The sequence below is a fragment of the Burkholderia glumae LMG 2196 = ATCC 33617 genome (genome assembly GCF_000960995.1).
Classification (GTDB): Bacteria; Pseudomonadota; Gammaproteobacteria; order Burkholderiales; family Burkholderiaceae; genus Burkholderia; species Burkholderia glumae.
The window spans coordinates 589,090-616,007 of the sequence record NZ_CP009434.1; the positions used below are offsets into that span (position 1 = coordinate 589,090).

Genomic DNA, 26,918 nt, shown 5'->3' on the forward strand with positions numbered 1-26,918 from the left:
GACTTCCATGATGAATCTAGTGCGCCTCGGCGACGACACCGACCACGGCGGAAAAGTCATCACCGCCTCCACCACGATGCGCTTCGACGGCCGTTTCGTGGCCCGCAAGGGCGACGAAGTGTCGTGTCCCCGGCATCCTGACGTAAAGCCCAATGTCATCGTCGAGGGAGACGCCTCGATGACTGACAACGGCGTGCCGATCGCGCGGCATGGACACAAGGCAACGTGCGGATGCGCGCTGATTTCGAGTTTAGCGGCCTCGGCATAGCAGGCTCCGGGTCATCTTCACAATGAAGTGCGGGCCGTTATGCCGAGCGTCAGTGGCCTCGCATCGGCGTGCCGTGAATTCCCTTGAAGACTTCGCGCGGGCCCCCGCCCGGCGGGGCGGCGGCACACGCCCGTCCGCCCGGGTTCGCGATTTCCAGTAAGCTTGCACCGCGGCGGCCGCGCTCCTGGCGGCCTTCGCCATCGTCGGGTGCCGGCGCCCGTGTACGATCGTGCCTGACGGCGTCCGGGCCGGCCGATTCACGGCGCGCACCGCCGCCGGCCAACGGGACGGAGGCCGCCGCGAGGCCTCGCCAACCGCTTCTTTTCACAGGCCGCCCATGCCGAGACTTCCGTTTTCCACTCAGATCGTCGCGCTCTGGATTCTGGTCGCGGTCCTCTGCAGCCTGCTCACGGCTGCGGTGTGGCTGATGCTGTCGTCGGCGCTCGGCGAGCGCGTGGCGCTCGGCACGCAGCAGGCTTCGGCGGCCTGCGCGACGGTCGCCTCGCGATACGACCTGTCGATGCAACGCGCGAACGAAGCAAACGTGGATCTCATGCACGCCGTGCTCGATCTCGTGCTGAGCCGCAGCGAGGGCATCGAAGGCGGCTTCTGGCTGCGCGGGTCCGCGGCCGCGGCGGGCGGCTTCCAGGCCTACGCGTTCCCGACCTACGACGGCAGCGGCGTGAAGCGCGACATTCCCGAGGCGGAAACGCCGCTGATCCTGCGCGCGCTGGCGGACACGGCAGCCGCGGGCCGGACGCGCTCGCATGTGGTGTCGAGCGGCGCGGATGCGGTGATCGCCGTGGGCTGCCCCGTGCCGCATCACGAGGCCTTGTTCGCCTGGACGCTGACGCGCGCGCATCCGCCGCTCGGCCCGCGCGGCGAAAGCGCCGCGCAGGTGCTGGCGGCCATGCTCGCGATCATCCTCGTGCTGGCCGTGTTCCTGGCGCTGGCGCTGCGGCGCTGGCGGCGCGACCTGACGCGGCTGGAGCGGGCGCTCGCCCCGGCCGGCGCGTTCGAGCGCGGCGAGCGGCTGGCGCCGCTCGGGGAGCGCGATCTCGACCAGATCGTCGATGCGCTGAACCGCTACGCCGAGCGCGCCGCGACGCTGCAGCGCGAGACACGGGCGCTCAGCGAGCAGCTCGCGCAGGCGCAGCGGTTCAGCACCCTGGGCAAGCTGGCCGCGCAGGTCGCCCACGAGATCCGGAATCCGGCCGGCGCCATGCGCCTGAAGGCGGAAAACGCGCTCGCCGGCGACGATGCCCGCCGCGAGGCGGCGCTGCGTACCATCATCGTGCAGCTCGGGCGCATCGAGACGCAGGTCGCCAGCCTGCTGGCCCTGACGCGGCCGGTGACGGTCCAGGCCTGCGAGGTCGATCTGCCGGCCTGGCTTGCCGACATCGTGCATACCCACGAACCGAACGCCGAGCGGCGCGGCCTGAAGCTGACCGTCGAGGCCGCACCCGGCACGTCGCGGCCGGTGTTCGATCCCGCCCAGCTTGCTCGCGCGCTCGACAATCTGATCCTCAACGCACTGCGCCACGCGTCGCCCGGCGGCCAGGTGTCGGTGCGCGCGCTTGCCGCGCAGGCGCCCGAGGGCGAACGGCTCCGGCTGGAGGTGAGCGACGACGGGCCGGGCGTCGGCGCCGCCGAGCGCGACCGGATCTTCGAGCCGTTCGTGACGGCCCGCCCCGACGGGGCCGGCCTCGGCCTCGTCGTCGTGCGGGAAATCGCTGCGGCGCACGGCGGCCGTGCCTGGCTCGCCAGCGACGCGAACCCCACCTGCTTCGTGATCGAACTGCCATGGCGACCATACTGATCATCGACGACGACGATGCGTTTCGCGAAGGCCTCGCCGAAACCATCGAGGACCTCGGCCACGTTCCGCTCGAGGCCGGCTCCGGCGACGAGGCGTTCGCGATGTTGCGGGCCGGCGCCGCGCCCGCCTGCGTGTTCCTCGATTTCCGGCTGCCCGGCGCGGACGGCCTGGCGGTGCTCGAAGCGCTGCGCGCCATGGACGGCGCCGACCGCGTGCCGGTGGTGATGCTGACCGCGCATGCGACGAGCGCCAACACCATCGGCGCCATGCGGCTGGGCGCCTTCGAGCACCTGACCAAGCCGGTCGGCCGCGCCGAGATCGCCGCGCTGCTCGGCCGCGTGCTCGCCGGGCAGCGCGAGGCGGCCGACGCCGAGGCGCCGTCGGCCTTCCTCGACGACGCACCGTCCGACGGGCCGCAACTGCTCGGCATCAGCGAGGCCATGCGGGGCGTGCAGAAGCGCCTGGGGCGTGCCGCGGCGGCCGATTCGACCGTGCTCATCACCGGCGAGACGGGCACCGGCAAGGAGGTGGCCGCCCGCGTGCTGCACCGCGAGTCGGCGCGCGCCGGCGGCCCGTTCGTCGCCGTCAACTGCGCGGCGATCCCCGAGGCGCTGCTCGAAAGCGAGCTGTTCGGCCACGACAAGGGGGCGTTCACGGGCGCCCACGCGCCACGGCAGGGGCGCATCGCGCAGGCGCACGGCGGCACGCTGTTCCTCGACGAGATCGGCGACATGCCGATTGCGATGCAGGCCAAGCTGCTGCGCGTGCTGCAGGAGCGCCAGGTCACGCCGCTCGGCGCGGCCCGCCCGATGGCGGTGGACGTGCGCGTGGTGGCGGCCACCCACCGCGACCTGCAGGAGCGCGTCGCGGCCGGCGCGTTCCGCCAGGACCTGCTGTATCGGCTCGACGTGATCCCGCTGCATATCCCGCCGCTGCGTGAGCGCGTGGCCGACATCCTGCCGCTCGCGGAGCACTTTCTCGCCGCGCTTGCACCGGCGGCGGCGCGCAAGCGGCTTTCCGTCGAGGCGCAGCGCCTGCTCGTCACCTTCACCTGGCCCGGCAACGTGCGCGAGCTGGCCAACGCGATCGAGCGCGCCAGCGCGCTCGCGCCAGGCCCACTGCTCACGCGCGACGACTTCGCGTTCCTTCTCGATGCCGCGGCCGGCGCCGCCGACGCCGACGCCGACGCGGTGCCGGCCCAGTTCGCCGAGCTGCCGCTCAACGAGGCGCTGGCGCAGCTCGAGCGCGCGCTGATCGTGCGCGCGCTGGCGTCCAGCAACGGCAACCGCGCCGAAGCGGCGCGCCGGCTCGGCATCAGCCGTCAGTCGCTCTACACCCGGCTGGCCAGCCTGGGCATCACGTCTGCCGACGCCGAGCCGGGCGCCTGACGCGGCGTGCCGGTGTCAAGCATCCGGACGCAGGTGTCCGGTTTGTTTGACACCGGCAGCCCCATGCGCGCGGCGCGCGCCCCACGCGACGGGGCTCGCGCCGGTGGCACGGCGTTTGCATGAGACCTGGCGTGACTTCTCAAGGAGCGCAACATCATGCAAATCTCGTCGACATTCCCGGGCCGCCGCGTCGCCGCCCACCTTCTCGCTGCGGCCAGTCTTGCCGCGCTGTTCGCGGCAAGCGGCGCGTGCGCCGCGCAGCCGGCCCCCGGCGCCGTGCCGCCCGTGCCCGCGATGCCGCCCGCCGCGGCGGTGCCGCCGCCTCCCCCGGGCGTGGCGCCCGCACCGGACGCCACCCTGGACGCGACCGTGACGCGCTTCGTCACCAATCCGGACGGCGACATCGACGGTTTCATCGGCGACGGCGGCGCGCTGGTGCGCTTCTCCCCCGGCCTGGGCGCGCGCCTGGCGGCCGACGTGCGCGTCGGCGATCGGGTGCAGGTGAGCGGCACGCGCGACGGCGCCGGCAATGTCATGGCGCAGCGCGTCGTCGCCGGCAATGGGCGGCAGTTCGTCGATCTGCCGCCGGCCGACGCGTTGCCGCCCCCGCCGCGCGAGGCGCGCGGCATCGCGCTGTCGCGCCTGGGCGTGCAGGGCCGGGTGGCGCACGTCACCACCGCCCCGCGCGGCGAGCCCGACGGCGTGGTGCTGACCGACGGCACCGTCATCAAGCTCACGCCGCCCGTCGCCCAGCGGTTCGCCACGCTCGTGCAGCCCGGCGCGGAGGTGGCGGCGCAAGGCTACGGCACGCGCAACCGCTACGGCACGGCGCTGCAGGCCACCGCGTTCGGCGCGCCGAACAACCTGACCCGGCTCTACGACGACGCGCCGCCGGCCCCCTGATCGCGCGGCCCGATTCCCACATTGCTCCCAATTCACAAGGATGATCGACATGCACTGGATCGACCCTGAAAGCCTTCCCGAATCGCGCGGCACGGTCACGCGCTTCCTGCTGAATCCGCACGGCGAGATCGACGGTTTCGTGCTCGGCACGCGGCAGCCGCGCCAAGTCCACGTGCCGCCCCACCTGTCGGCGCTGATCGAGCGCCAGGTGGCGGTGGGCGACGAGATCCGCGTGCGCGCGGTGAAGCCGCGCGGCGTGGAGATGCTCACCGCGGTCGCGCTGACGACGCGGCGCGGCACGACGATCGTCGACGAGGGGCCGGGCCACGGCGGGCCCGCGCACGACAAGCCGCGCCTGGAGCCGAAGCCGATGGAGGCGAGCGGCGAAGTGGTGCTGCCGCTGCATGGCCCGAAGGGCGAGCTGCGCGGCGCGCTGCTCGACGACGGCACCTCGCTGCGCATGCCGCCGCACGCCGCCGCCGAGCTGGCTGCGTATCTCGCGCGCGGGGCGCACGTGCAGGCCTGGGGGCGCGGCGTCAGCACCCGGCGCGGCCGGACCATCGACGTCGACGAGATCGCGGAACTGATCGACGCGCAGGACTGACATGTCCGCCGTTCAACCCACCGGGCGGGCCCGGCACGCGCTCGAAGCGCTGAATTTCTTCATGGCCGACGTGCAGGCCGGGCTCGGCCCGTTCCTCGGCGTGTTCCTGCAGGCGCAGGGCTGGCGGGCCGACGCGATCGGCACGGTGATGACGCTCGGCGGCATCGCCGGCATGCTCGCGACCTCGCCGGCCGGCGCGCTGGTGGACGCGAGCCGCCGCAAGCGCGGCATCATCGTCGTGGCGGCCGTGTTGACCACGCTCGCCTCGCTCGTGCTGTGGTTCTCGCAGCGCGGCTGGGTGGTGGCCGTATCGCAGGTGTTTACCGCGCTGACCGGCGCCGTGCTCGGCCCGGCCGTGATGGGCGTGACGCTCGGCATGGTGCGCGAAGGCGGCTTCGACCGGCAGTTCGGGCGCAACCAGATGGCCAATCACGCAGGCAACGTCGTCGGCGCGGCGCTGTCGGGCTGGCTCGGCTGGCACTTCGGCTTCGCCGCGGTGTTCTTGCTGGCGGGGGTGTTCGGCGTGCTGACGGTGGGCGCCACGCTGCTCGTGCCGGGCGGGGCGATCGATCACGACAGCGCGCGGGGGCTCGGCGCGACGCATGCCCCGGCCGGCGGCGCGCGCGTGCTGCTCGGCAACCGCTCGCTGCTGCTGCTCGCGGCGGCGCTCGCGCTGTTCCATCTCGGCAACGCGGCGATGCTGCCGCTTTACAGCCTCGCGGTGGTTGCGGCACACGCGAGCAACCCGAGCGCGCTGGCCGCGCAGACCATCGTGGTCGCCCAACTGGTGATGGTGGCCGCGGCCTGGGTCGCGCCATCGCTGATCCGGCGCCTCGGATACTGGAACGTGGTGCTGCTCGCGTTTCTCGCGCTGCCGCTGCGCGGCGCGCTCGCGGCCACCTTCATCACGGCGTGGGGCGTCTGGCCGGTGCAGGTGCTCGACGGCATCGGCGCCGGGCTCCTGGGGGTGGCCGTGCCGGCGCTCGTCGTGCGGCTGCTGCGCGGCAGCGGGCGCATGAATGCCGGGCAGGGCATGGTCATGACGGTGCAGGGCGTCGGCGCGGCGCTGAGCCCCGCGCTGGGCGGCATCGTCGCGCAACACTTCGGCTACGCCGCCGCGTTCGTCACGCTCGGCGCGGTGTCCACCGGCTCGCTCGCGCTGTGGCTCGGTTTCGGCGCCACGCTGCGGCGGGCTTGCAGCCCGAGCGGCGCGGCGCCCGCCGATGCGTCGCCAACGGCGTGAAGCGGCGGCGGGGCGGCGCCGCGCGCCGCGTTGCATCGGCGCCATGCCGGCCCGCCGCCAGCGGCGCGTGATGGCGCCGGGCACGCGCATCGTGCGCATCGGGCAGGAAGCGATGCGCAGCCGCCGTCATGCTCCGGATGGGCGAGGCCGCGGCATTGCCGGCGCGGCCGCGTGATCTGCGCCCGATGCGCGGGGCGCATCGGCCGAGGTGGAATCGCACGGCGGGCTTGCCCGGCCTCGGCCCGGCTGCCGCGAAAATGACGGAGTGCGAAGCAGGCGAACCGGAGCACGTCTTGCCCTCGAAAGGACCGCCTCCTGCCAAGCTGGACGACAGATCGGCTTCGGACGGCATAGCTGTATGCCAATGATTCGGACAACGGACGGGCCGAGGATGAGGCCGTGTCGCCCGTGTCGCCCGTGCCGTCAGGACCGGCCGACGCCGGACGCCAGCAACTCCACCATCAGCAGGTTCGTATCGTCACGCGCGATCCAGGCGATGTCCGGTTCGCTCCTCACCGCCGCGCCGCCCGGCTCCGCGCTCAGATCTGCTGCTGGCCGCCATCGACGAACAGTTCCGCACCGTTCACGAAGCTCGCATCGTCCGAGGCCAGGAACAGCGCGGCGCTGGCGATTTCCTCCGGCTCGCCCAGGCGCTCCAGCGGAATCTGCGCGGCCAGATAATCGGCCAGCTCCTGCCGCTGCGCTTCGTCCTGGCCGGCCAGGTCGAGCAGGCCGGGCGTGCGCGTCGAGCCCGGGCTGAGGGTGTTGACGCGGATGCGTCGCGGCTTCAGGTCGAGAATCCAACTGCGGGCGAACGCGCGCACCGCCGCCTTCGAGGCCGAATAGACGCTGAACGCCGCGGTGCCCGAGCTGCCGGCCGTCGAGCCCGTGAGGATCACCGACGCGCCGTCGGCCAGCAGCGGCAGCGCCTTCTGCACCGTAAACAGCACGGCCTTCACGTTGCGATCGAAGGTGTCGTCGAAATGCGCCTCGGTGATCTCGCCGAGCGGCAGCATCGAGCCGCCGCCGGCGTTGGCGAACAGCACGTCGAGGCGGCCCTGTTCCTCGCGGATCCGCGCATACAGCGCATCGAGTTGGTCGAGCCGGGTGGAGTCCACGCGCAGGCCGGTGGCCGTGCCGCCGGCCGCGCGGATCGAGGCGACCGCCGCCTCGAGTTCGGCCTCACGGCGGCCGGTCAGGTAGACCTGCGCGCCTTCGGCGGCGAAGCGCTGCGCGGTGGCGAGGCCGATGCCGCTGGTGGCGCCGGTGACGAGTGCGATCTTGTTGTCGAGCTTGCGTGCCATGATGATTCTCCTGGTTTCGATCCGTTCGGTCGGGGCGACGCCGCGGTTCGCGTTGGGCGCGGCGTGCCGTGTGCTGCTGCGATGTAGGGAGAATATCGACCTGCTTATCTTTTCGAAATAGAATGCATTGCAAACCAGCATTGCATTTTTGAAATGATGAGCGCCGATGTCGAAGCTGCCTGATTTCGAGGGACTCGCGATGTTCGCCAAGGTGGCGGAGGAGGGTTCGTTCGCCGCGGCGGCGCGCGAGATGGGGGTGTCGGTGGCCACCGTGTCGCGTGGCGTGGCGCGGCTGGAGGACCGGCTCGGCGCGCGCCTTTTCAATCGCACCTCGCGCCAGCTTGCGCTGACGGAGTTCGGCAGGGCGCTCTGCGAGAAGGCCGGCGAGATCTACCGGCAGGCCGAGGCGGTCGAGGGGGCGGCGCGCGAGCTGTCGGTGCAGCCGCGCGGGCTGGTGCGGCTGGCCGTGCCGATGTCGTTCGGGCTGCGCTGGGTCGCGCCGCTGATGCCGGGCTTCTTTCGTCTATATCCGCAGGTGTCGGTCGATCTGCATCTGGCCGATGCCACCGTCGATCTGGTCGCCGAGGGCTTCGACGCGGCGCTGCGCATCGCCGCGCTGCCCGATTCGTCGCTGGTCGCGCGGCGCCTGTGCGCGGTCACGCAGTATCTGGTGGCCTCGCCCGGCTATCTCGCCCGCGAGGGGCGCCCCTCGCATCCGCGCGAGCTGAACGGGCGCGCCTGCCTGTCCTATGCCTATCGCGCGCACAGCGACGTCTGGCGCTTCACCAACCAGGCCGGCGACGAAGAGCCGGTGATGCCGGCCGGCCCGCTGCGCGTGACGAATTCGGATGCCTTGCTGCCGATGCTGCTCGAAGGGCTCGCGATCGCCGAGCTGCCCGAGTTCATCGCGAGCGAGTATCTGGCCGACGGCCGGCTCGAGGCGATTCTCACCGACTGGTCGCTCACGCGCGGCGGCCTTTACTTCGTCACGCCTTCGGCGCGCGCGCGGCCCGCCAAGGTCAGCGCGCTGTCCGACTACTTCGCCGAGCACCTGAGCGAGCCGGCCTGGCGCTGGCCGAAATGACGGCGGGCGGCGGCCGGCACCTGCCGGTCGTGCGGAGCCAGCGCATCGCTGCTGCCGGCCGCCGGCTCATTTCGGAGCCGCCGCGATGCGGTCGCGTTCCAAGGCGATTCGCACCGTCGTGGACGCCACATGCAGGGCGTGCTGCAGGATCGCCTCCATCGGCACGCCGGCGTCCAGATACGCCTGGACCGTCACGACGGTAGGCTTTCGAGGCCGCGCTTGACCGGCCGGGCTCACGGTGATTTCGACCTCGGCGGGCTTGTTCGTCGTTGCCACGGTGACGTTGGTGCCCGATACGGTTGTCGCCAATTTTGCCATGCTCTCGTTTTTCTCCAGGTCTCCCACACTGCCTTGCGGCCCTCGTGGCGACTGAGTGGATGGGACGGCGCCCAGGCTGCGTCGCGCGTCCGATCCGGCCCCCGCGCCGGCATGTGCCTCGCGCTCGCTGCGCCGCGCCGCTGCCGGCGTCGCGGCGGCACCGCCCCGCAATATTACCCGTCGATGGCCGCGCGCCGCGCGCGCGACCCCGATTTCAGCGGCCCGCACCGCGCTTATCGGAGCGAGGCGAGGGCACCGCGTCCGGTCCGCCCGCCCGTAGGCCACCGGAATTGAAAAAAGGAAAGGCGCGCGCCTGCCCTTGAAATTTCTGCCAGGAACACTATCTTCCATTCCGCTCAGGCAGTCGCGCCGCTACCCGGCGCGCTGCGTGTTTCGATTTGTTTGCCCGCGGCACGGCAGACGGACTGGAGCGCGTAGGCCGGTTCGTCTTCCTGCTGCTTTCCAGGAGGAAATGACGATGAGCGATCTCGAGTACGGGGCCGACCTTTTCCGGGAGTTCGACCGGCTGCAACGGCAGATGGCCGGCCTCTTCAGTGGTTTTCCTTCCAGCATCCGCGCCGGGCGCGCCGGAGACTTCCCGCCCGTCAACATCGGCTCGACCGACGACTCGATCGAGATCGTCGCGTTCGCGCCGGGTGTGGACCCGGCGAAGCTCGACGTGTCGATCGACAAGGGGCTGCTGACCATCAGCGGCGAGCGCTCCCGTGCACGGCCCGAAGCGGCCGGCGACGACTCGCGCGTCTACGCGCAGGAGCGGTTTTCGGGCGCCTTTAGGCGCGTCATCGAACTGCCGCGGCATGCGGACCCCGACAAGGTCACGGCACGGTACACCAATGGTTGCGTGACCGTGAGCATCGGCAAGCGGGAGACCTCGAAGCCGCGAGTCATTACCGTGCAATGAAACCCGTCGCAGAACCGAGGAGGACATCATGAACGACACGACAGCACTTGCAAGGAAGGACGACACGGCGCTGGCCCGGCGCGAAGACGGCGAGCCGCAGCGTCGCATCACGCTGACGCCGCCCGTGGATATCGTCGAGGACAGCCAGGGCATCACCCTGTGGGCCGATCTGCCCGGCGTGACGAAGGACCGGCTCGAGGTGAAGGTACACGACGGCAACCTGCACATCGAGGCAGAGGCGGTGGTTCCCACCCCGGCGGGGCTGCGCCTGCAGCACGCGGAGCTGGGCCAGCCGCACTTCGCTCGCGCCTTTTCGCTGGGGGCCGAGTTCGACGCGTCGAAAATCGACGCGAATCTGAAGGACGGCGTGCTGAAGCTGGCGATACCGCGCCGCGACGACGCCCGGCCGCGCCGCATCGAAGTGCGGACCAGCTGACGCCGGCAGGTGCGCGGCAAATGCCGCGAGGCAGCCGGGCGGCGGCCGGCCGCCCGGCTGCGATACCGCAGAGGAGGATACGATGAACACCGACCTGAAGAAGTGGAATCCCTTCAAGTTCCTGCGTGGCGCGGGGCGCAAGCCCGACGCGGACAGCCCGGCCGGCACGCCGGCGGGCGAATCGTGGCGCGCTCCCTGGAGCGAGATGCCGAGGATTTTCTCGCGCGAACCGTGGCGTGCGGTCGAGGAGTTCTTCCACGATCCGTTCGCCGGACGCGGCGCGCTGGAGCGATGGTTTGGCGACTTCAGTTCATCACGCTTCCAGCCGCGTATCGACGTGGTCGATGAAGGACGGGTGCTGCGCGTGACCGCCGAGCTGCCCGGCATGGAGCGAGAGGAACTGAGCGTCACCGTCGAGGACGGAGCGCTCGTGCTGCGCGGCGAGAAAAAGCAGGACGTGCGCCGTGAGGAGGACGGCTGCTACCGGCTCGAGCGCGCCTATGGACGATTCGTGCGCACGATTCCGATGCCGGAAAACGCGGACCCCGATCACACCCTGGCGAAGTTCGACAACGGGGTACTCACGCTGACCGTGCCGAAATCGGAGTCGACACGCGCCGCGAGCCGGACGATCGACATCGGCTAGCGGTTTGCTCCCCGGCCGAAGCACCGGCGCGGACCGTCCACGGTGATTCGGCCGGGCTCTCGTGCGGCCCGACGCGCCGCCACCGCGCTGCCGCCCGCCGCGGGCGAGGTTCCCGCCAAGGCTGCCGCGATCGCATCCGACGCCGCATCGGCGGCGCCGTTCCGCAAGAGCTTGCCGGCCCGATTGAAACAGGATGCCGCGCCGGGCAAGAACGGCGCGGCCCCCGCACCATACCCGGGCGGACATGAAAGCATGGGCAATAACAAATGGAATGAAGTTTCCATTCAGCTCCCGCTCCTGGTTGATTCATCTGTCGGATGGTTTGACATATTCCCGAAATATTTCTTCGAGTCGAATGGTGGCATTCAATTGCGCATGCAATCGTTAATGCGGCTGGCGGTTCATGCTGATTTGGTGAAATCGAATCGTCAGGAGAATTCTATTTTCACGAATCCCTCGATTCTGATTCGAGGGAATTAATCTCCGTCGAGCCGGCAATACATCCGTTTTCGACGGATTCGTAATGGAAGCCGGGGCTCGCCGACGCAAGCCATCCATGCGGTGTGCGCCGCCGCCCGCGCCTGGCCGATGCGGCGAACGCCTGAATCAGCATGGCCGGCGCCATCCACGCTTGCTTGCCGATGGCCTGGCAGCCGCCTGTTCGGGTTGGATCGGCCGTGGTAAGCACTCCACAGCACTGCGCTCATCAGCTGCCCGATTTCAGCAGGACGGCTGCCCGGATACCGAAATGCGCATGCAGGCATGCCGACCGTGCGCAACGCCATGATCGAATCCGGCACGCACTGGCACGATTCACTTCATTCGGCTTACTAAAACAAAGTGACTTGTCCGGGCATGCCGGGGCAAGTGCGGGGCCGGTGATATTGATATGCCAATCTGTTTGACGCACTGCACGATGCAGGAATAGATTTCTGCACATAGTCCGAGAGTTAAACGTGGCTGGCGGCTTTGATGTGAATATTGCCGTTATTCGAGTCGCGGATAAGCTTTCGTGCTATTCCATAAATAAGGCACCCGAATTTCAGATGTTCTCTTGGGGAGGTTTTCAATGTTCAGATTTAATTTGCACAACTACGGGCGTGCCATCGCGGTGGCGGTGCTGCTAGCCAGTGCCGGCCCGGTGCTGGCTCAGACGGTTGGGACCTATCCGCCGATCGAAACGGCGATCAGCCTTCCCAAAGACGAGACGTCGCACCGCCAGCCGGTTGAATGGTGGTACATGACCGGCCACCTTACCGGGGTCGATCCGCAGGGCGGACAACGCCAGTACGGCTTCGAGCTCGTCGTGTTCCAAGTGGTCGGCGTTGCGGGCCTCACGCCCGTCTACAGCTCGCATTTCGCCATCTCCGACTTGAACCGCGGCCAGTTTTCGTTCGAGGAGCGGACTGCACCGGGCGGATTCTCGGTTCAGCCGGATCGTTTCGACCAGAACGTGCTCGGCTTCCAGATGGGCGGCAGTAGCGGTCAATACTATGCAAAGGCCAGCCGGTCCGATCTCGACTATGCGATCGATTTCAAATTGACGCAAAAGGTACCCGTCACGTTGAATGGCATCAATGGCATCGAGACGATGGGGACCTTCGTCTCTCCTTACTATTCGTACACCGCACTCGATACCAAGGGCACGCTCTGGGACCACGGCGTCCCTGTTCAAATTACTGGCGGGGCTACCTGGTACGACCACGAATGGGCCAACTCGGTGCCCGGTACGGACGGCGGCGGCTGGACCTGGTTCGGCGTCAGCATGGCCGACAACACGCAGTACAACTTGAGCTTCCTTCAGGACTCGACCGGCAAGGTCGTCAAGGCGATTGGCGTGAAAACGGCCAATGGCAGCTACGCGCCGATTCCGGAGGACCAGCTCGCCATGCAGGAAATCGGAACCTGGAAGAGCCCGCACACCGGCTACACGTATGCGCGGAGCTGGCGCCTGACGCTGCCTGGCGGAACGATTACGGTTGTGCCGAAAATTCAGGATTCCGAGCTATCTGAGACCGGCCATCACTACTACTACGAAGGGCCGGCGAGTGTCACCGGCACCATCAATGGGCAGCCCGCGACCGGCAACGCCTATGCGGAAGTCAATCCTCACGGGGTGGAATCAGGCGTTCTCCTGCCCTGAGGCGGCCCGCGATGTCGCTGCCGTGCCCGATGAGCGGTCGCGCGCGATCGGCGTGCCGGCCAGCTCGCCTTACCTTTCTTACTCCATGGAGCATATGATGCATTGGGATCACAAACTCGGTCGAATCGTTTTTCTGGCGGGCGCCTTGATGGTGGCCTTCGCTGCGCCGGCCGCGCACGCGCAAAGCTTCGAAACGCCCGCGCCGGTGTCCTTGCCAAAGGACGAGGCGCCCCATCACAGCCAAGAAGAGTGGTGGTATTTCGTGGGCCATCTGAAAGGGGTCGACCCGAGCGGCAAGGAGCGCGAGTTCGGCTATGAAGTCACCGTCTTCCAAACCTGGCCGATTCCGTCGGGTGAGGCGAATTACACGTGGCACTTTGCCGTCACCGATGTCACCAACAAGCGCTTCCAGTCCGAGGAACGGGTGAGCTCCGCCGATATCCCGCGGCAGCTGGACAGCTTCTCCTTCACGAACGCCGATTGGTCGGTTGCCGGCAGTGCCCAGAACTATGCGATCAAGGCGAAGCTCGGTGATGATCGCTACGGCATCGATCTTCAGACCAGCTCAGACCAGCCCTTCGTCCTTCATAACGGTAACGGCGTGGTTCCCTACATGCCGCTTAGCGATACATCCGCCTATTATTCGTCGACGGCGCTGCACACGACCGGGACGATCTATGACAACGGCGTCCCGATCAAGGTGACCGGGATTTCCTGGCAGGACCGGCAATGGTTCAATTTCAAGAATACGGGGGGATGGAATTGGTTTGCGATACAGCTCGACAACAATACCCAGTACATGCTGTATTTCCTCCAGAACTTTCCGGCGGGTGACATCGTGTTGAGATACGGCACGAAGGTCACGAACGGCGTCGCCACGCCGGTCGATCCCAATACCCTGAGCCTCACCGTGCTCGATCACTGGACCAGCCCGAAGACCCTCTATACCTACCCCTCGAAATGGCAGATCGGCCTTCCCGAAGGCACGATGACGGTAACGCCGCTGGTGCAGAATCAGGAACTGAGCTGGCCGGGCCATCGGACCTACTTCGAGGGCGACTCCGCGATCGCCGGAACGCTCGATGGCCGGCCGGTGACGGGGCGTGGTTACACCGAAGTCAATCCCGCATTCGAGCCGCTCAGCTCGCTGCCCTGATGGGGCGGATTCAAGCGCGGTCGCAACACCTTTAAGCGAGTAGGGGTTGCGCGAAGCGAACGGGTCGACGCCGATAGCCGCCGGCGGGGCGCGCAGCGATGTATGCTCCGCGAGCCCCGCCGCCTCGGACGCCGTTGATTCACCATCTCCTCGCACCACGTTACGCAGGAGTCCTTCAAGCCTCGCATTGCAGAAACTGGTGGCGCGGCGACAGCCGATGCCGTCGCCGCGTCGGGGCGGCCTGAGGCGTGCTCAGTTCGCTGCGACCGGCGTGCCGATGCCGTCGATGTCCGGCGCCCAGCCCGACGAGTTCGAGAAGATCAGCGTGTTGGCGCTGCCCGACTTGAACGTGCCGGTGACGGCGAGCGTCGAGATCGTGTTCCATCCGCCGGTCGGCGGAAACGAGACGGTAACGGGCGTGGTGCCGTTGAAGCTGATTTCAGCGGAGCGAGGGGCGGAGTCGCCGTTCGCGTAGCCGATGAGCACGGTGTACTTACCGTCCGCCGCGGCCGTGATGCCGTTCATCGTCAGCGTGCCGCCGTTGCCGATATAGCCCACGTCGGCGCCACCCGAACATGCGCTGCACGACGCGGTGCGCGCGCCGCCGGCGAGCACGTTGTTCGACGCTTCGGCTTCGTAGGCGGCATGGAACGGCGGCAGCCGGACCGGGCCGGCCACCACCGCGAGCGTGGCGATCTCCGGTGCCGGCGCGGTGCTGTCGGCGCTCGAAATCGAGATCGAATTCTGGCCTGCCGTGAACGGCACGTACAGCGTGACCGTGCCGACCTTGCCGTCGCGGCCCGTCGGCGGGAACGCGACCATGGTCGGTTGGCCGCCGTTGGCCGTCAATTGCGCGGTCAGCGTTTCGTGCGTGCGGTTCGCGTACGTGATCTCGACATAGCCGCCGCTGTTGTTCGCGGCCGCGATGTTGCCGAACGTCACCGTGCCGAGGCCGTGCACGATCTTCCCGCCGGCGCAATCCGAGCAGCGCGTGTACGAGGCGCCACCGCCGAGCGCGGTCGGCTCGTAGACCGTCGATGCTACGTCGCTGCCGCTGATCGCGAGCATCACGGCACCGCCCGCGGGCACCGTCGGCGCCGTATAGGACGTCGTGAACGATCCAAGGTCCTTGCCCGCCCACAGGTCGCGGACCGTCGCGCTGCTGTTCGGCGCGAAGCCGAGCTGCTGCCAGGTGACCGTCATCGGTGCATCGCTCGTGCCGTTGTTGAACAGCACCACCGCGCGCTGGCCGCTGCCTGCGAGCAGCTTCGCCCACACCTGCTGCGCGCCGGACTGCGCGACCAGCACGCCTTGTATGCCAAGCGGATCCTGATCGACGGCAATCACGCCGCTGTTCGTCATCAGGTTCGTGGCGTCGGCGGTGAGCGGCTTCGAAAGATCGTTGCCGAGAATCAGCGGTGCGCCCGCGATCGCCCACAGGCTCATGTGCGCCTGATCCTGAACCGCCGTCATCCCCATGCCGGCGACCATCATGTCCGGATCGTTATAGAAACCGGTGTGCTGACTTTCAGGGTGATAGTTGCCGAAGAAGTTGCCAAGCACGCGATCGTAGCTCGGTGCGCCGGTGTTGGGAACGTAGATGTCGCCCGTCGTGCGCCACATGCGGCCGACGCCGGCGGCCCATGCCCACGGTCCCTGCTTGTAGTCGGGATAGGCGGGATTGCCGGCGATCGTGCCCCAGTCGCAGATACTCAGCGTGAGACGCCGGCCGGTTTGCACGTAGGCCTTCTCGATCGCCGAAGCGACGGCCGTATAGGCCTGCTGGGGATCGTAGCCCGCGGCGCTGCCGCCGCAGAAATCGACCTTCACGAAGTCGTAGCCCCATTGCGCGAACTGCAGGAAATCGTGATCGTAGTGCGCGAAGTCGCTGCCGACGAAGTGCGAGCCGTCCGTGCGCGTGCCGCAGCCTTGCGGACCGGCGTCGATGTAGATGCCGGCTTTCAGGCCCTTGCTGTGGATGTATTGCACGATGGCCTGCATGCCGCCGGGCCATTGCGTGTTGTCGATCACGAAATTGCCGTCGGCATCGCGTACGCCGGACGTCCACCAGCCTTCGTCGGTGTTGACGTATTCGTATTTCGCGCCGCTCTTGATCTGTGCGTTCAGCGCGGCAAGCCCGTCGGCTTCGGCCTTGATGGTGTTGTAGTTGACGTTCTCCTCGAGGCTGTTCCATGACGACCAGCCCATCGGCGGCCGCACGACCGCCATCTGCCTGGAGCCGGCGCCAGGCTGGCTCGATCGCTGCGCGTCCGCCTGGGCGCCTGCCGCGGCGGCAGTGTTCTTTGCGCCCATCAGCGATGCCGCGCCACTGCCATCCGTCGAATCGCCTCCACAACCCGACAATGCCAGTGACATACTCAGGGCCATTCCGGCCAACAGCATTAACGCACGACTTCTGTAAACGAGCAGATTCATGTCAGTCTCCGTTTAACTCCGGGGTTCCGGAAGGCGTAATGGTTTTTGGGCACGACTATAGGCAGCGACCTTGAGGATGTTCAAATATTTTCTGTCCGTCCCATTAGATGGGAATGCGAATTGAATTGAGCGAAACGTTTACGGCGCCGGCATAGCTTCCAGCATGGCCGGCAACGCAACCAGCGCGGTGATTGTCTCGCCGTTTGAAATTCGATAGATTGATTCGGATAATCAGCTGCGGCTTGCCGGGCTTGCGGCGTCGGCTACGCCATGGTTGGCGAGACAGGCCGGCTGATCGATCGCGAAGCCGGCGTCGCTTGCATCATAAGGAATCCTGCCGGGTGCTTGGTCGGCGGGATGGCATCGATTGCGAGTGGCTTTCTTTAATCTTGTTTTGTGCTTTCGCAAAAAACTCGAAATCAAACGGATAGCCAATCAGCGCGGCGACATGGATTGAGTCGGGGGCAGCGAGGCCGGGGCATGGTATTGCCAGGTTGTCCGGTAGACGGGCGGGGCAGGGCAACGTGAGCACGCAAGCCTCCAGGTCCAGCACCATCACCTTGCAATGCAACATCTGAGCCGCCACTTCGCGCTCGGCGCGGCCGTTGGCCCGGCTTGCCTGGGCGTTCACCACCCGGCCGCGCCGATTATCGGTCAGCACATGCCCGAGATAGCTCGGCAGCGCCGGAGCCCGCATTGCTCTTGCGATACACCGGCTGTCGCCATCGCTCCTTGATTCGTGCGGACATCGCCGAAAACCTGGCATCCATCTTCGAGAGCGCTTCGTTTTGCCATGTCGGATCGGCCGCAACGGACGGGTCCGCGAAACACATTGCTTCAGCCTGACCGTGCTGCGCAGCGATTCGTTGCAGCCGTCGGCGCCTCGCATCTGCTCCTTCTTCCTTGATCTCGCGAGCCTGCATCGCGCAGCATAGGCCGAGATATTTCGACGGGCCTGTTAGGAGCCGGCGTGGGCCACGTCAGGCGGCTCCGTGCGATAGGCAGATGATGCGCACATCGAGATTGCCAACCTCCAGTGCGCAAAGCCAAAGGCTTTAGTTCTCCAAAGTTATCAATTCGAATCTTGGATTGATTTTGGAAAAATTAGGAAAATATACTAACAATGGCGAGCTTCATATAAATAAATTTTCTTTTTGTTTCGTAAAAAAGGGAGGGACACCCTATTTTTTCTTCAAAAGCCTTTCCAAATGAAAGAAAAGATGATGAATTGGGCCAGTGTCGTATCAGATTTTTTTCTTGCTGCCGTTATCCTGATCGAACTGTCAGGGTGTCACACACGCGGGGTAGCTGAGCATCGCTTCAAACACTGAAGCTTGCGCGAGACGTCGGGGCGGTAAACCCGGATAGCGTCGGGCGGACCTTCAGAACATCCGCCCGCTGTCGTCGCGCCGTTACGCCATATGTTCCTTCTCCCGTCGCGGGCTTCTGGCAGCAGGTTTGATGGCCTAGAGTCAACATAAGGACGACACCCCATGCTACCCAGTTATCGCGACTTGTCCATTGGCGTACGTCTCGCCATTGCCTTCTTCATCGCGGCCTTGATGACCGCACTGCTGGGTGCCGTCGCCTACACCCGGCTCTCGTCCATCTCCGAGCAGTGGCGGACCTACGAGTCGGTGACGCTGGCGAAGCTGCAGTTGCTCCAGCATGCGAAAGACGTGTTCGGCGACGCGGTTCACAACTACAAGGACTATGTGCTGCGCGGTGGCGACTACCGGACGAAGTTTCTCGCCAACCTCGACGCAATCGATCAGGCTGCACAAACGTCCTTGGAGTTGGGAACCTTCGGATCGGGCGAGTCCGATGCCGTCCGTACGCTCACCGCGGCCACCGCCGGCTACCGTGCGTCGCTCGACAAACTGGATGCGCTCGTCAATTCAGGCGCGTCGATTGAAGCCCGTGACCACGTCGTCAGCGGGGCCGACAAGCCGATCGGCAAGGCGCTCGATGTCCTGATTGCGATCGGCAGGGAGCGCACTCATGAACAGGGTAAGAACGTGACCCATCTCGCATCAGTCGCGGAATCGACCATCATCGCTGTCACAATCACAGCGCTGGCTGCGGCGGTACTGCTGGCATTCTTCATCACCCGCGACATCACCCTGCCGATCGGTGTTGCCGTATCCGCTGCCGAGGCGGTGGCACGGGGCGATCTCACACAAGACATCACCACCGACCGCGCCGACGAGACCGGCCGCTTGCTGCGTGCCCTGCGCGACATGAACGAGAATCTGCTGCAGGTCGTCGGACGCGTGTGTAGCGGTGCCGACACCATGGCGACGGCCACAAGCGAGATCGCCGCGGGCAATCATGACCTTTCCTCGCGCACCGAAGAACAGGCGAGTTCGCTGCAGGAAACCGCCTCTAGCATGGAAGAACTGACGGCCACTGTCCGGCAGAATGCGGACAACGCCCATCGGGGAAGCACCTTGGCGACCAGTGCGGCCGATGTTGCACACCAGGGCAGTGCGGTCGTCGGCAAGGTCGTGAGAACGATGGAGGAGATCAGCGAGAGCTCGAAGAGGATTTCCGATATCACGGGCGTCGTCGAGGGTATCGCGTTCCAGACCAACATCCTCGCGCTCAACGCAGCCGTCGAAGCCGCTCGCGCCGGCGACCAGGGGCGCGGCTTCGCCGTCGTGGCAGGTGAGGTGCGCAACCTTGCCCAACGTTCGGGCAGCGCGGCGAAGGAAATCAAAGAATTGATCGCGGCGTCCGTGCGGAAGGTTCAGGACGGCACGAATCTCGCATCCGAGGCGGGCGCCACGATGTCGGAAGTCACGCGTGCGGTGGCGAGGGTCAGCGACATTATGGGCGAAATTGCGGCCGCGTCGACCGAACAGAGCCGCGGGATCGAGCAGGTCAATCTCGCCGTCTCGCAGATGGATCAGGTCACCCAGCAAAACGCCGCACTGGTCGAGCAAGCCGCGGCCGCCTCGGCATCGTTACAGGAACAGGGACGGCAATTGAGCGAGGTCGTCGCGTTTTTTCGGTTGCGGTCCGGCACGCGGCTCCCAATCCGGCGGCCAGCAGGCCATCACGATGCTGCGTGAGCGTAGCAGCGGGTATTGTCAGGGTGTTGCAGGAGCGGCTTGTATAGCAGGGCGTGCACAACTCCGTCCATGCCCTCGCGCTGCATCTTGATTTGCCGATTTCCGCTCGGGCTGCGCATGGTGGAGGAAATGCTGGTAGCCCGGGCCCTGATCTGATCTACGAGACGGTACGATGCCGCGCCACCAGGTTTGGTCTGTCGATCGCCCGGCGGATCCGGGCGCGGCCCCGATCCGCAAGACAAATGCCACTTTGACGAGGTGGTGGTGACGATCCGCGGCGTGAAGCACCGGCTCTGGCGAGCCGTAGGTCAACACGGCGCCGTGCTGGATGTCCGGGTTCAGCGTCGGCGCGGCGCCACGGCGGTCAAGCGACTGATGCGCAAGCTGCTCGAGCGCCACGGCCGCCCGCGCGTCACATGGTCAGGTTTCCAACCTGTGCATGGGCTGCCGCTATCATCGGGATGCGAAACATAGACGCGATGCCCGTTCCCAGGCAAAAGTCGCCTGGGAACGGGCATCGCGCACCCGCTCGGCAGCCTTTAAGCGAATGGCTTACGTGCTCAGGTTGCCCTACCTCGCCCTGCTAAGGAACAACCCGCCAGTACCGTCCGATGCGCTTTGCGCGAAACCATCTCGGCCAGTCCCTCCGTGCCGCGCAATTACGCCTCGCGCTCGGTCGCACTTTGGCGCCCCTGCACCGTGAAGCCGAAGCGCACCTGAGCGCGCTGAAGTCCCGGGAGATGTCCGTCGCCTGGCTGCCATCCTGGGTGGCGGCCCGTGCGCAACATGCCGACAGGCGCTATCGCGACGCACGCGATGCATGCGTCGAGGCTTTCGAAAACGCGCTGCCCTACAAGAATGACATCCCGCCAGAAGGCCCGGCGGCTCGGGTTTCCCGCGCCACGGCGGCGTCGGTTAAACCATATTGCAGCCCAACGCGCCGGCCGCATGCTGGCACGCTCGATCAGCGACAGCGCCGCGCGATTGCTAGTGCAAGCGAAGTCAATCGTCTGGATTGACGCGGCCTAAATCCCGAATCGGGTCGTAAAAATAAGAAGACATGCTTGCATAACGATGCGGCTTGGGAGGCAGCGACACGCTTATGTCAATCCTCTCGATGCCGCGTTTTATGGTGTAGGAAACGGATCGGGTGCAAATGAAAAGATAATTTCCTTGCGGGCACGGGTATCGTTTTTCACCGGCCGGCAGCCATGCCTCGCGCAGCCTTATTTCGGTCAATTCATTGTCCGCGGAGTAATGCGCCAGCGTCGTCACCCTGAGCGTATCCTCGGAATTGACCATCATCATGATCGAGCGCGAGGCCGCGGCAAAGCTGATGGCGATGATGGCGAGTGCGATCAGCGTCTCGATGAGGGTGAATCCGGGTTCCGAAGATTTGCCGAGGCAAGATCCCCCCCTGGTGCTGGTTGGCTTGACAGGTCGAGTCGTCATAGTCGGCCGATGAAAAAATAACGCCCGGCGATGCATCGCCACCGGACGTGCGGGAAAGCCTGCCGGCGGCACCCCCTCGGCCGAGGAGTTGAACTGGCTCGGCCAGGCCGGGCGCAGTCAACTCCTCGGGCGCTATCCGATCAGGTCAACACCTCACGTAGACCGGCTTGATGTCGCCGTCCGCCATCCCGTTGGGCAGCGTGAGCGGCGTCAGCACCGTGACGTTGCTTGCACCTTGGTACGGGTAGTACCAGAAGAAATGGCCATACATTCTGCTGCCATAATGAACCTCGAGCCAGCCATGCGAGCGGCGGTACTTCGGAACAAAGGTCAGCCACGCCTTCTGCCCCGGCGGAACATTCAGCGTATAGGTTTGCGTTGCCGTGCTCGTCGTGCCGGTGGTGTAGGTGGTCGAACTACCGCTCTGACCGTTCAGGCCCAAGGCCGCCTCGACGCCATCCGAGAAGCCCCCGCTCAACGACCAGCCGCTGCTGGAGTTGGTTTCGCGTGACACGCTTGCCGAGGTCGCGTAAGACCAGCTTGCGCTTTCCGAGTTGGTCGTCGTCCCGTGACAGTTGTAGTACTCGGTGCTGACCTGACTGGCACGGCCTTCGCTGAAATCATGGCTCACTTCGTGCCAGATGCATTTGTCCGGTTTCGTTCCGCCATTGCCTCCCAGGCAGTCGCCCTGGGCATCCGGACTGGTGTTGTTGTCTGGCCAAAGAGGGGAGCGCCAGATTCCGTTGTAGGAAGCATAGGCGGCTCCGCCAATCGAGAGGTTGAGAATAGCGAGCAGCAAAATTGCCGATGTTTTGTATTTCATGATTTCCCCTGTGATGTGAATTGCCATTTCAAAGCGATGGCGAATATTTGATTTCTTTTGATTCTGCTTACGCCTCCTTTAATGATTGTTTGCTGGATGCGGTGATGCCTTGGATGGCGGGGAGCCAACCGGGTATTCGATTTTCTGGTGCTTGTGATGCCGGATGCGTTTCTTATGAAGCGGTCCCTTGGTATGGGCGGAAATCTATCAAATTTAAAAAAACAGGTTAATTCTATTTGGCTATTGGAAATATGTTTTCATAGGATCGAGTTTATTAAGTTACGTTTAAGGTTCGATATATGGAAAATGTAATTTGTAATGTTCTAATTAATGATTTTTGACATTTATCTGAATATCGATCTTTAAGGCGGGTTGCAGCTATCTTCCGGGCCTCGTCACGCCGAAGCAGTGTTATCGCCACCGCGGCCTGGTTTCGAAGGCGGTACTCGAGGCGAACGGGACCTGATCGAAGGACCGACCGGAGGGCGGTGTCGACGTGCAGGAATTGGCGTGCGTTTGCTGTCGATGTCATCAAGGCCATGCCGTGTGACGACGTTCCGTCCGCTTGCGCCGACACTCGAGGCAGGTGGTGACAACCGACGGCGATCTTTAGTTTGCGACGTTCGTACTCCTTGCGATTGATCTCGCGCCTTCGCCCAGCGATCGGCTTCGGCAAGCGGTTCGCGATCGCGACGTCGATCGGCGCCTCGGCGCCCTGCATCCGCACGCTGCTCGGCGAGCGGATGCAGCGCCGCCCCGTTCTGCGCGAGCGGGTTTCCTGCGTCGCCACGCTCGCCCGGGTCACTGCCCCCAGTGCCAGCCGATTCCGGTACGGATCGAGCCCCCGGCGCTGCGTGTCGATCGGCGGGCTGGTCGCTTCCGGCTTTCGTCATGGGCCGGTCCGCCATTTCGGCCGATACGGATGGACAAACGGGGTCGCACGCGTGATCGACTTTTTCACCGGCGGGAAAGGCGCGCGGCGCTCGCCCTGCTGAACGGTCTGGCCGCGGCAGGGCGTTTCGCCCGTCCCGCGGCCGTTCCACCGCCATGCGCTGGTGCCGCGATTCTGCCGGCGATCCGGCTGGCGGCGTTGCCCGGCGCGCCGTGAACGGCTCGACCGGAGCGGATGGTGGAGGCGGTTTGCGCCGCCTCGCTCATTGAAAAGCAGGAAGCGGGCGGCCGGCACGTCGAGCGTAAACCCCAATGAAGGCGATTTCACGCGCGCTTGGACTCAAGCAACGCGGCCGCCGTCCGTAGTCATGGATAAGGAGCGGCGGATCCGGCTCTGTCGAGGCGACGGCCAACGAACGGGAAATCGTATGGCCGTGGCCGCGGTCAAAACCCCGGTCGAGCGGAAGGTTCGTTCGAAATGCCGACGACGCTCGTGCGGCCGGCGTTCAAGGACCGGCCGTGCCGAGCGGCCGGACCGCGTGGGCAAGCCAGGGCGGGATTGCGGCCTCGCCGGCAGGCGCCTGCCGACGAGGCCGAGAATTGCCAGGCGTTCTGAGCAGCACGGATTATTTACTCACGGAGGCAGCGTTATGAATGGAATACGGGAAGTGTCGAGAATGAGCGACGCCAATGACACGCAACCGCAGCAGGGCGCCCAGGAGTCACAGGAGTTCGTGACGCTGCGGCTTGGCAACGAGGAGTATGGGATCGACATCTTATGCGTGCAGGAAATCCGCTCCTACGAGCCACCCACCCGCATCGCGAATGCCGTTCCCTATATCAAAGGCGTGATCAACCTGCGCGGCGTGATCGTGCCAATCCTCGATTTGCGTATCAAGTTCGCGCTTGAATCGGTTGAATACAACGAATCGACGGTGGTGATCGTCCTCAACGTGCGTTCGCGTACCGTGGGCATCGTCGTGGACTCGGTCAGTGACGTGCTCGCACTGAGCCCGGCCGATCGCCGGCCGGCGCCGGCACTGGGGGCGGCAATCGATACCGGCTTCATCACGGACATCGGCTCGGTGGCGGGGGAGGACGGTGAGCGGATGCTGATCCTGCTGGATATCGAGCGGCTGATCGCCACCGCGGACATCGGCCTGTTTGCCTGAACCACCGAAGCGGCGCGCACAAGACGGGCCAGCCCGCCGCCAAGCGCGACGGTGCATTGCAGGCCCATGAGGGATCGGATCGTTGGACGGCGGCAGCGGCGGCGCTAATCACGTGACCGTTCAACGATCGCGGCTTCAGGCTGGAATTAATATTGCGCGGCCTGAGGCGATTTTGAAATGGCATGCTACGGCACGCGAGCTCGTGTGCCGTTCAAGCCGCGATCAGTCCATGCCCTGCCGAGCCTCGGCGGTGTCGCCACTCGCGTGGCCGAAGCGGGCGTCGTCTAGTTAGGACGTCTGCGATTCAATCGAGTTGCCATCGAGTTTTTTTCGAGCGCCACGCGCGATGCGGGCAGGCAAGCCGGACTCGCCCGCGCATGCGTCGCGGAAGCAGCCGCCCCGTCTATCGAGATCGATGTTTTCCGTCCACCTGTCCGCAAGAATGGCGGCAGCATCCCATATCCACACACCATACGACGCGCCTGCCGATGCAACGGCCTGGCCGCCGCACTCCCTGTCATTGCAACGTCAAATCGCGGTTTTATAGTCGCACATCTTTTCGCAGACCTGGAGAAAACGCGCCGTGGCATTCAAAAAGATTTCAATCATTTACTGGCTGATAGCCTCGGCCTTGGTTATCTCACTGACGGGGTGCGGTGGCGATACGGATTCGACGGCCCAGGTTTCGCCCTCGCCCTCGCCGGGCAGCCAGAAAGTCTTTCATTGCGGTAATACTAATTAAGCATCCTAATCATGGACCGTAGAAAATTCATCAAGAAAACCGCAGCCGCCGCTGCATCGGTCGCCGCGATGTCGGCACTGCCCGAAAGCATCCGCCGCGCGTTCGCGATTCCCGCGGCGAGCCGGCAAGGCACGATTGCCGACGTCGAGCACATCGTCGTGCTGATGATGGAGAACCGCTCGTTCGAGCAGTATCTGGGAACGCTGGCCGGCGTGCGCGGCTTCAACGACCGCCACACCCTGCCGATCGATGGCCAGCCCTCCGTCTGGCAGCAGCCGGATGGCAAGGGCGGTTACGTGATGCCTTTCCACCTCGACAGCAAGACCACCAAGGCGCAGGCGATGAAGTCCCTGCCGCATGGCTGGCTCGACGGACACCAGATGTGGAACCACGGTCGCTGGGACAATTGGGTGCCGGCCAAGGGTTCGCTGACGATGGGCTATTTCACGCGCCAGGATTTGCCGTTCCATTTCGCGCTGGCCGACGCGTTCACGGTATGCGATGCCTATTTCAGCTCCTGCATGGGGCCGACCAATACCAACCGCTCGCACCTGATGACCGGCATGATCGACGTCGCGGGGACGGCGGGCGGCCCGCTGCTCGACAACTCGCCAACCAACGGCGTGCCGTTGACCTGGACGACTTATCCCGAGCGCCTGCAGGCCGCGGGCGTCAGTTGGCAGATCTACCAGGGCGTGACAGGCAACGAGCCTTTCAAGACCTCGGCGACGGTGCCCACTGTTCAGGGGGATATCGACAACCCGATCAGCCCGTTCAACGTCCTCAAGTTCTTTCCGGCCTTCAGCCAGTCAGCCGCAGGCTCGGCCCTCGCGCAGCGCGGCTGGTCGATCCGCACCTATGCGCAATTCGCCGCCGACATTGCCGCGGGCTCGCTGCCGCAAATCTCGTGGCTGCTGCCGCCGGCGCTCTGTTCCGAGCATCCCGTCTATACGCCCGCTGACGGCGCGACCTATATCGCGGCGATCCTGGATGCGTTGACGGCGAACCCTGCGGTATGGAGCAAGACTGCGCTGTTCATCACCTATGATGAGAACGACGGCTTCTTCGATCACGTCGTGCCGCCGACGCCGCCCGAGAATGCCAGCTACGGCCTGTCGAACGTCGATACGACCGGTGAGGTCTACGGAGGCAATGCCAAGCATCCCGCAGGGCCTGTCGGGCCGGGGCCGCGCGTGCCGATGTTCGTGGTGTCGCCGTGGTCCAGAGGCGCATGGACCTGCTCGCAGGTGTTTGACCATACCTCGGTGATTCGCTTCATGGAGCAGCGTTTCGGCGTCATGGAGCCGAATATCAGCGCCTGGCGGCGCGCGGTGTGCGGCGATCTCACCAGCGCCTTCGATTTCGCGAATCCCGATGCGAGCGCGATCACCGTATCGTCGGTGACGGGGCTCAGCGCGGCCGCCGACGCGCAGAGCACGCTGCCGATGCCGGTGGTGCCGGCCAGCCAGCAGCAGCCGGTCCAGGAGGTGGGGGTGCGCAATGCGCGAGCGCTACCTTACGAGCTGTTCGTCGAAGCGAGTGACGATCCGAATTCGGGCGGAATTGCGCTGACTTTCGTCAACACCGGCTCGGTCGCCGCGGTTTTCCAGGTCTACGCGGCAGGCGCGACCAGCTCGGTCAAACGCTACACGGTTGCTGCAAAGTCGCGCCTGTCCGACAGCTGGGCCCGGCAGGCCGCCGGTGCGGGCCAGGCCGTCTACGATCTGACCGTGACGGGCCCCAACGGCTTTCTGCGCCGCTTCGTGTCCGGCGGATCGACGGTGGCACAGCAGGGCGTGAGCGCCTGCTACGAGGTCAGCCAGGGCGATCTGCGCTTCACGCTGATGAATGGCGGCAGCGCGCCTTGCACCTTCAGCCTGGTCGACAACCGCTATGGCGCCGCGGCGCAGCACGTCACGGTAGCGGCCGGCGCGACGGTCCAGCAGGACTGGAGCCTGGCAGCCAGCCATCGCTGGTACGACGTCAGCGTGAGTTCCAGCGTGGATCCGGGCTTCCTGCGCCTCTTCGCCGGTTACGTGGAGACCGGCGGCGCGGGCGTGACCGATCCGGCGATGTAGTACCCGCGCAGCTGGC

At 65.8% G+C, this 26,918-nt stretch carries 24 protein-coding genes and 2 pseudogenes; 19 read left to right on the top strand and 7 right to left on the bottom strand.

Going from position 1 to position 26,918, the window contains the following annotated elements:
- Positions 1 to 7: 7 nt before the first annotated feature.
- The 6 genes from KS03_RS03820 to KS03_RS03845 all read left to right on the top strand — a co-directional run bounded on the left by KS03_RS03820 (position 8) and on the right by KS03_RS03845 (position 6,225).
- On the top strand, positions 8 to 268 hold the full coding sequence (locus KS03_RS03820) for a PAAR domain-containing protein (protein WP_015878094.1): 261 nt from the start codon (positions 8 to 10) through the stop codon (positions 266 to 268).
- A gap of 337 nt (positions 269 to 605) precedes the next feature.
- Complete coding sequence (locus KS03_RS03825) at positions 606 to 2,087, top strand: sensor histidine kinase (RefSeq protein ID WP_015878093.1); 1,482 nt, start codon at positions 606 to 608, stop codon at positions 2,085 to 2,087.
- On the top strand, positions 2,072 to 3,475 hold the full coding sequence (locus KS03_RS03830) for a sigma-54-dependent transcriptional regulator (protein WP_015878092.1): 1,404 nt from the start codon (positions 2,072 to 2,074) through the stop codon (positions 3,473 to 3,475). The genes KS03_RS03825 and KS03_RS03830 overlap by 16 nt, the downstream gene beginning before the upstream one ends.
- A 156-nt stretch (positions 3,476 to 3,631) precedes the next feature.
- Entirely contained in the window at positions 3,632 to 4,378 is a 747-nt protein-coding gene (locus KS03_RS03835) for a hypothetical protein (protein WP_015878091.1), read from the top strand.
- A 49-nt stretch (positions 4,379 to 4,427) separates the two neighbouring features.
- Entirely contained in the window at positions 4,428 to 4,982 is a 555-nt protein-coding gene (locus KS03_RS03840; RefSeq protein WP_015878090.1) for a hypothetical protein, read from the top strand.
- Between the two features lies 1 nt (position 4,983).
- The gene (locus KS03_RS03845; RefSeq protein WP_015878089.1) at positions 4,984 to 6,225 is read left to right on the top strand and encodes an MFS transporter; all 1,242 of its coding nucleotides are present in this window, start codon (positions 4,984 to 4,986) and stop codon (positions 6,223 to 6,225) included.
- Positions 6,226 to 6,764: 539 nt separating this feature from the next.
- On the opposite strand, the gene KS03_RS03855 is transcribed toward KS03_RS03845, so the two are convergent.
- The gene (locus tag KS03_RS03855; RefSeq protein ID WP_015878088.1) at positions 6,765 to 7,529 is read right to left on the bottom strand and encodes an SDR family NAD(P)-dependent oxidoreductase; all 765 of its coding nucleotides are present in this window, start codon (positions 7,527 to 7,529) and stop codon (positions 6,765 to 6,767) included.
- Between the two features lie 166 nt (positions 7,530 to 7,695).
- Between KS03_RS03855 and KS03_RS03860 the strand changes: the two genes are divergently transcribed.
- Positions 7,696 to 8,613: a LysR family transcriptional regulator gene (locus KS03_RS03860; protein WP_015878087.1), complete on the top strand. Its 918-nt coding sequence runs from the start codon at positions 7,696 to 7,698 to the stop codon at positions 8,611 to 8,613.
- Positions 8,614 to 8,679: 66 nt separating this feature from the next.
- Here KS03_RS03860 and KS03_RS03865 read toward each other — a convergent pair whose 3' ends face one another.
- Complete coding sequence (locus KS03_RS03865) at positions 8,680 to 8,931, bottom strand: hypothetical protein (protein WP_230674521.1); 252 nt, start codon at positions 8,929 to 8,931, stop codon at positions 8,680 to 8,682.
- Positions 8,932 to 9,409: 478 nt separating this feature from the next.
- Here KS03_RS03865 and KS03_RS03870 point away from each other — a divergent pair, with 478 nt between their 5' ends.
- From KS03_RS03870 to KS03_RS03890, 6 genes are all read left to right on the top strand, one after another.
- Positions 9,410 to 9,853: an Hsp20/alpha crystallin family protein gene (locus KS03_RS03870; RefSeq protein WP_015878086.1), complete on the top strand. Its 444-nt coding sequence runs from the start codon at positions 9,410 to 9,412 to the stop codon at positions 9,851 to 9,853.
- A gap of 28 nt (positions 9,854 to 9,881) precedes the next feature.
- Positions 9,882 to 10,289: an Hsp20/alpha crystallin family protein gene (locus tag KS03_RS03875; protein WP_015878085.1), complete on the top strand. Its 408-nt coding sequence runs from the start codon at positions 9,882 to 9,884 to the stop codon at positions 10,287 to 10,289.
- Between the two features lie 82 nt (positions 10,290 to 10,371).
- The gene (locus KS03_RS03880; protein ID WP_015878084.1) at positions 10,372 to 10,935 is read left to right on the top strand and encodes an Hsp20/alpha crystallin family protein; all 564 of its coding nucleotides are present in this window, start codon (positions 10,372 to 10,374) and stop codon (positions 10,933 to 10,935) included.
- A 42-nt stretch (positions 10,936 to 10,977) separates the two neighbouring features.
- Positions 10,978 to 11,415, top strand: coding sequence for a hypothetical protein (locus KS03_RS30930; protein WP_124836641.1), 438 nt, complete (start codon positions 10,978 to 10,980; stop codon positions 11,413 to 11,415).
- Positions 11,416 to 12,004: 589 nt separating this feature from the next.
- Complete coding sequence (locus KS03_RS03885; RefSeq protein ID WP_015878083.1) at positions 12,005 to 13,078, top strand: carotenoid 1,2-hydratase; 1,074 nt, start codon at positions 12,005 to 12,007, stop codon at positions 13,076 to 13,078.
- A complete protein-coding gene (locus tag KS03_RS03890) occupies positions 13,029 to 14,234 on the top strand; it encodes a carotenoid 1,2-hydratase (protein ID WP_230674522.1) in 1,206 nt (401 codons plus the stop codon). The genes KS03_RS03885 and KS03_RS03890 overlap by 50 nt, the downstream gene beginning before the upstream one ends.
- A gap of 252 nt (positions 14,235 to 14,486) precedes the next feature.
- On the opposite strand, the gene KS03_RS03895 is transcribed toward KS03_RS03890, so the two are convergent.
- The 3 genes and pseudogenes from KS03_RS03895 to KS03_RS33310 form a co-directional block, all read right to left on the bottom strand.
- Positions 14,487 to 16,463 (bottom strand): alpha-galactosidase, encoded by a 1,977-nt coding sequence (locus KS03_RS03895; protein ID WP_035981959.1) that lies wholly within the window; start codon positions 16,461 to 16,463, stop codon positions 14,487 to 14,489.
- A 529-nt stretch (positions 16,464 to 16,992) separates the two neighbouring features.
- Positions 16,993 to 17,367 (bottom strand): hypothetical protein, encoded by a 375-nt coding sequence (locus KS03_RS33305; protein WP_017432415.1) that lies wholly within the window; start codon positions 17,365 to 17,367, stop codon positions 16,993 to 16,995.
- A gap of 49 nt (positions 17,368 to 17,416) precedes the next feature.
- Positions 17,417 to 17,559: pseudogene (locus tag KS03_RS33310) on the bottom strand (IS5/IS1182 family transposase); the annotation flags it as partial.
- Positions 17,560 to 18,163: 604 nt separating this feature from the next.
- Here KS03_RS33310 and KS03_RS03900 point away from each other — a divergent pair.
- The 3 genes and pseudogenes from KS03_RS03900 (at position 18,164) to KS03_RS30940 (ending at position 20,763) form a co-directional block, all read left to right on the top strand.
- Positions 18,164 to 19,744: a methyl-accepting chemotaxis protein gene (locus tag KS03_RS03900; RefSeq protein WP_017432414.1), complete on the top strand. Its 1,581-nt coding sequence runs from the start codon at positions 18,164 to 18,166 to the stop codon at positions 19,742 to 19,744.
- 246 nt (positions 19,745 to 19,990) lie between these two features.
- Positions 19,991 to 20,276, top strand: a pseudogene (locus KS03_RS32610) (DDE-type integrase/transposase/recombinase); the annotation flags it as partial.
- A 79-nt stretch (positions 20,277 to 20,355) separates the two neighbouring features.
- Positions 20,356 to 20,763, top strand: coding sequence for a hypothetical protein (locus KS03_RS30940; protein ID WP_153478341.1), 408 nt, complete (start codon positions 20,356 to 20,358; stop codon positions 20,761 to 20,763).
- Here KS03_RS30940 and gspI read toward each other — a convergent pair.
- Together gspI and KS03_RS03905 are read right to left on the bottom strand one after the other, a co-directional pair.
- Positions 20,747 to 21,232 (bottom strand): type II secretion system minor pseudopilin GspI, encoded by a 486-nt coding sequence (gspI, locus tag KS03_RS29490; protein ID WP_230674442.1) that lies wholly within the window; start codon positions 21,230 to 21,232, stop codon positions 20,747 to 20,749. The two genes, KS03_RS30940 and gspI, sit on opposite strands and share 17 nt — an antisense overlap.
- A 109-nt stretch (positions 21,233 to 21,341) precedes the next feature.
- Entirely contained in the window at positions 21,342 to 22,046 is a 705-nt protein-coding gene (locus KS03_RS03905; protein ID WP_232252204.1) for a hypothetical protein, read from the bottom strand.
- A 605-nt stretch (positions 22,047 to 22,651) separates the two neighbouring features.
- Between KS03_RS03905 and KS03_RS03910 the strand changes: the two genes are divergently transcribed.
- From KS03_RS03910 to KS03_RS03920, 3 genes are all read left to right on the top strand, one after another.
- A complete protein-coding gene (locus KS03_RS03910; protein ID WP_127913883.1) occupies positions 22,652 to 23,014 on the top strand; it encodes a hypothetical protein in 363 nt (120 codons plus the stop codon).
- A gap of 546 nt (positions 23,015 to 23,560) precedes the next feature.
- A complete protein-coding gene (locus KS03_RS03915) occupies positions 23,561 to 24,082 on the top strand; it encodes a chemotaxis protein CheW (protein ID WP_015878078.1) in 522 nt (173 codons plus the stop codon).
- Between the two features lie 753 nt (positions 24,083 to 24,835).
- On the top strand, positions 24,836 to 26,902 hold the full coding sequence (locus KS03_RS03920) for a phosphocholine-specific phospholipase C (RefSeq protein ID WP_015878077.1): 2,067 nt from the start codon (positions 24,836 to 24,838) through the stop codon (positions 26,900 to 26,902).
- Positions 26,903 to 26,918: the final 16 nt, after the last annotated feature.

Bases quoted from the DNA above. Each gene is read 5' to 3' on its own strand.
- KS03_RS03820 (WP_015878094.1), top strand. From the start codon at position 8: ATGATGAATCTAGTGCGCCTCGGCGACGACACCGACCACGGCGGAAAA.
- KS03_RS03825 (WP_015878093.1), top strand. From the start codon at position 606: ATGCCGAGACTTCCGTTTTCCACTCAGATCGTCGCGCTCTGGATTCTG.
- KS03_RS03830 (WP_015878092.1), top strand. From the start codon at position 2,072: ATGGCGACCATACTGATCATCGACGACGACGATGCGTTTCGCGAAGGC.
- KS03_RS03835 (WP_015878091.1), top strand. From the start codon at position 3,632: ATGCAAATCTCGTCGACATTCCCGGGCCGCCGCGTCGCCGCCCACCTT.
- KS03_RS03840 (WP_015878090.1), top strand. From the start codon at position 4,428: ATGCACTGGATCGACCCTGAAAGCCTTCCCGAATCGCGCGGCACGGTC.
- KS03_RS03845 (WP_015878089.1), top strand. From the start codon at position 4,984: ATGTCCGCCGTTCAACCCACCGGGCGGGCCCGGCACGCGCTCGAAGCG.
- KS03_RS03855 (WP_015878088.1), bottom strand. From the start codon at position 7,529: ATGGCACGCAAGCTCGACAACAAGATCGCACTCGTCACCGGCGCCACC.
- KS03_RS03860 (WP_015878087.1), top strand. From the start codon at position 7,696: ATGTCGAAGCTGCCTGATTTCGAGGGACTCGCGATGTTCGCCAAGGTG.
- KS03_RS03865 (WP_230674521.1), bottom strand. From the start codon at position 8,931: ATGGCAAAATTGGCGACAACCGTATCGGGCACCAACGTCACCGTGGCA.
- KS03_RS03870 (WP_015878086.1), top strand. From the start codon at position 9,410: ATGAGCGATCTCGAGTACGGGGCCGACCTTTTCCGGGAGTTCGACCGG.
- KS03_RS03875 (WP_015878085.1), top strand. From the start codon at position 9,882: ATGAACGACACGACAGCACTTGCAAGGAAGGACGACACGGCGCTGGCC.
- KS03_RS03880 (WP_015878084.1), top strand. From the start codon at position 10,372: ATGAACACCGACCTGAAGAAGTGGAATCCCTTCAAGTTCCTGCGTGGC.
- KS03_RS03885 (WP_015878083.1), top strand. From the start codon at position 12,005: ATGTTCAGATTTAATTTGCACAACTACGGGCGTGCCATCGCGGTGGCG.
- KS03_RS03890 (WP_230674522.1), top strand. From the start codon at position 13,029: ATGCGGAAGTCAATCCTCACGGGGTGGAATCAGGCGTTCTCCTGCCCT.
- KS03_RS03895 (WP_035981959.1), bottom strand. From the start codon at position 16,463: ATGGCGGTCGTGCGGCCGCCGATGGGCTGGTCGTCATGGAACAGCCTC.
- KS03_RS33305 (WP_017432415.1), bottom strand. From the start codon at position 17,367: ATGCGGGCTCCGGCGCTGCCGAGCTATCTCGGGCATGTGCTGACCGAT.
- KS03_RS03900 (WP_017432414.1), top strand. From the start codon at position 18,164: ATGCTACCCAGTTATCGCGACTTGTCCATTGGCGTACGTCTCGCCATT.
- KS03_RS30940 (WP_153478341.1), top strand. From the start codon at position 20,356: ATGCGCTTTGCGCGAAACCATCTCGGCCAGTCCCTCCGTGCCGCGCAA.
- gspI (WP_230674442.1), bottom strand. From the start codon at position 21,232: ATGCATCGCCGGGCGTTATTTTTTCATCGGCCGACTATGACGACTCGA.
- KS03_RS03905 (WP_232252204.1), bottom strand. From the start codon at position 22,046: ATGGCAATTCACATCACAGGGGAAATCATGAAATACAAAACATCGGCA.
- KS03_RS03915 (WP_015878078.1), top strand. From the start codon at position 23,561: ATGAATGGAATACGGGAAGTGTCGAGAATGAGCGACGCCAATGACACG.
- KS03_RS03920 (WP_015878077.1), top strand. From the start codon at position 24,836: ATGGACCGTAGAAAATTCATCAAGAAAACCGCAGCCGCCGCTGCATCG.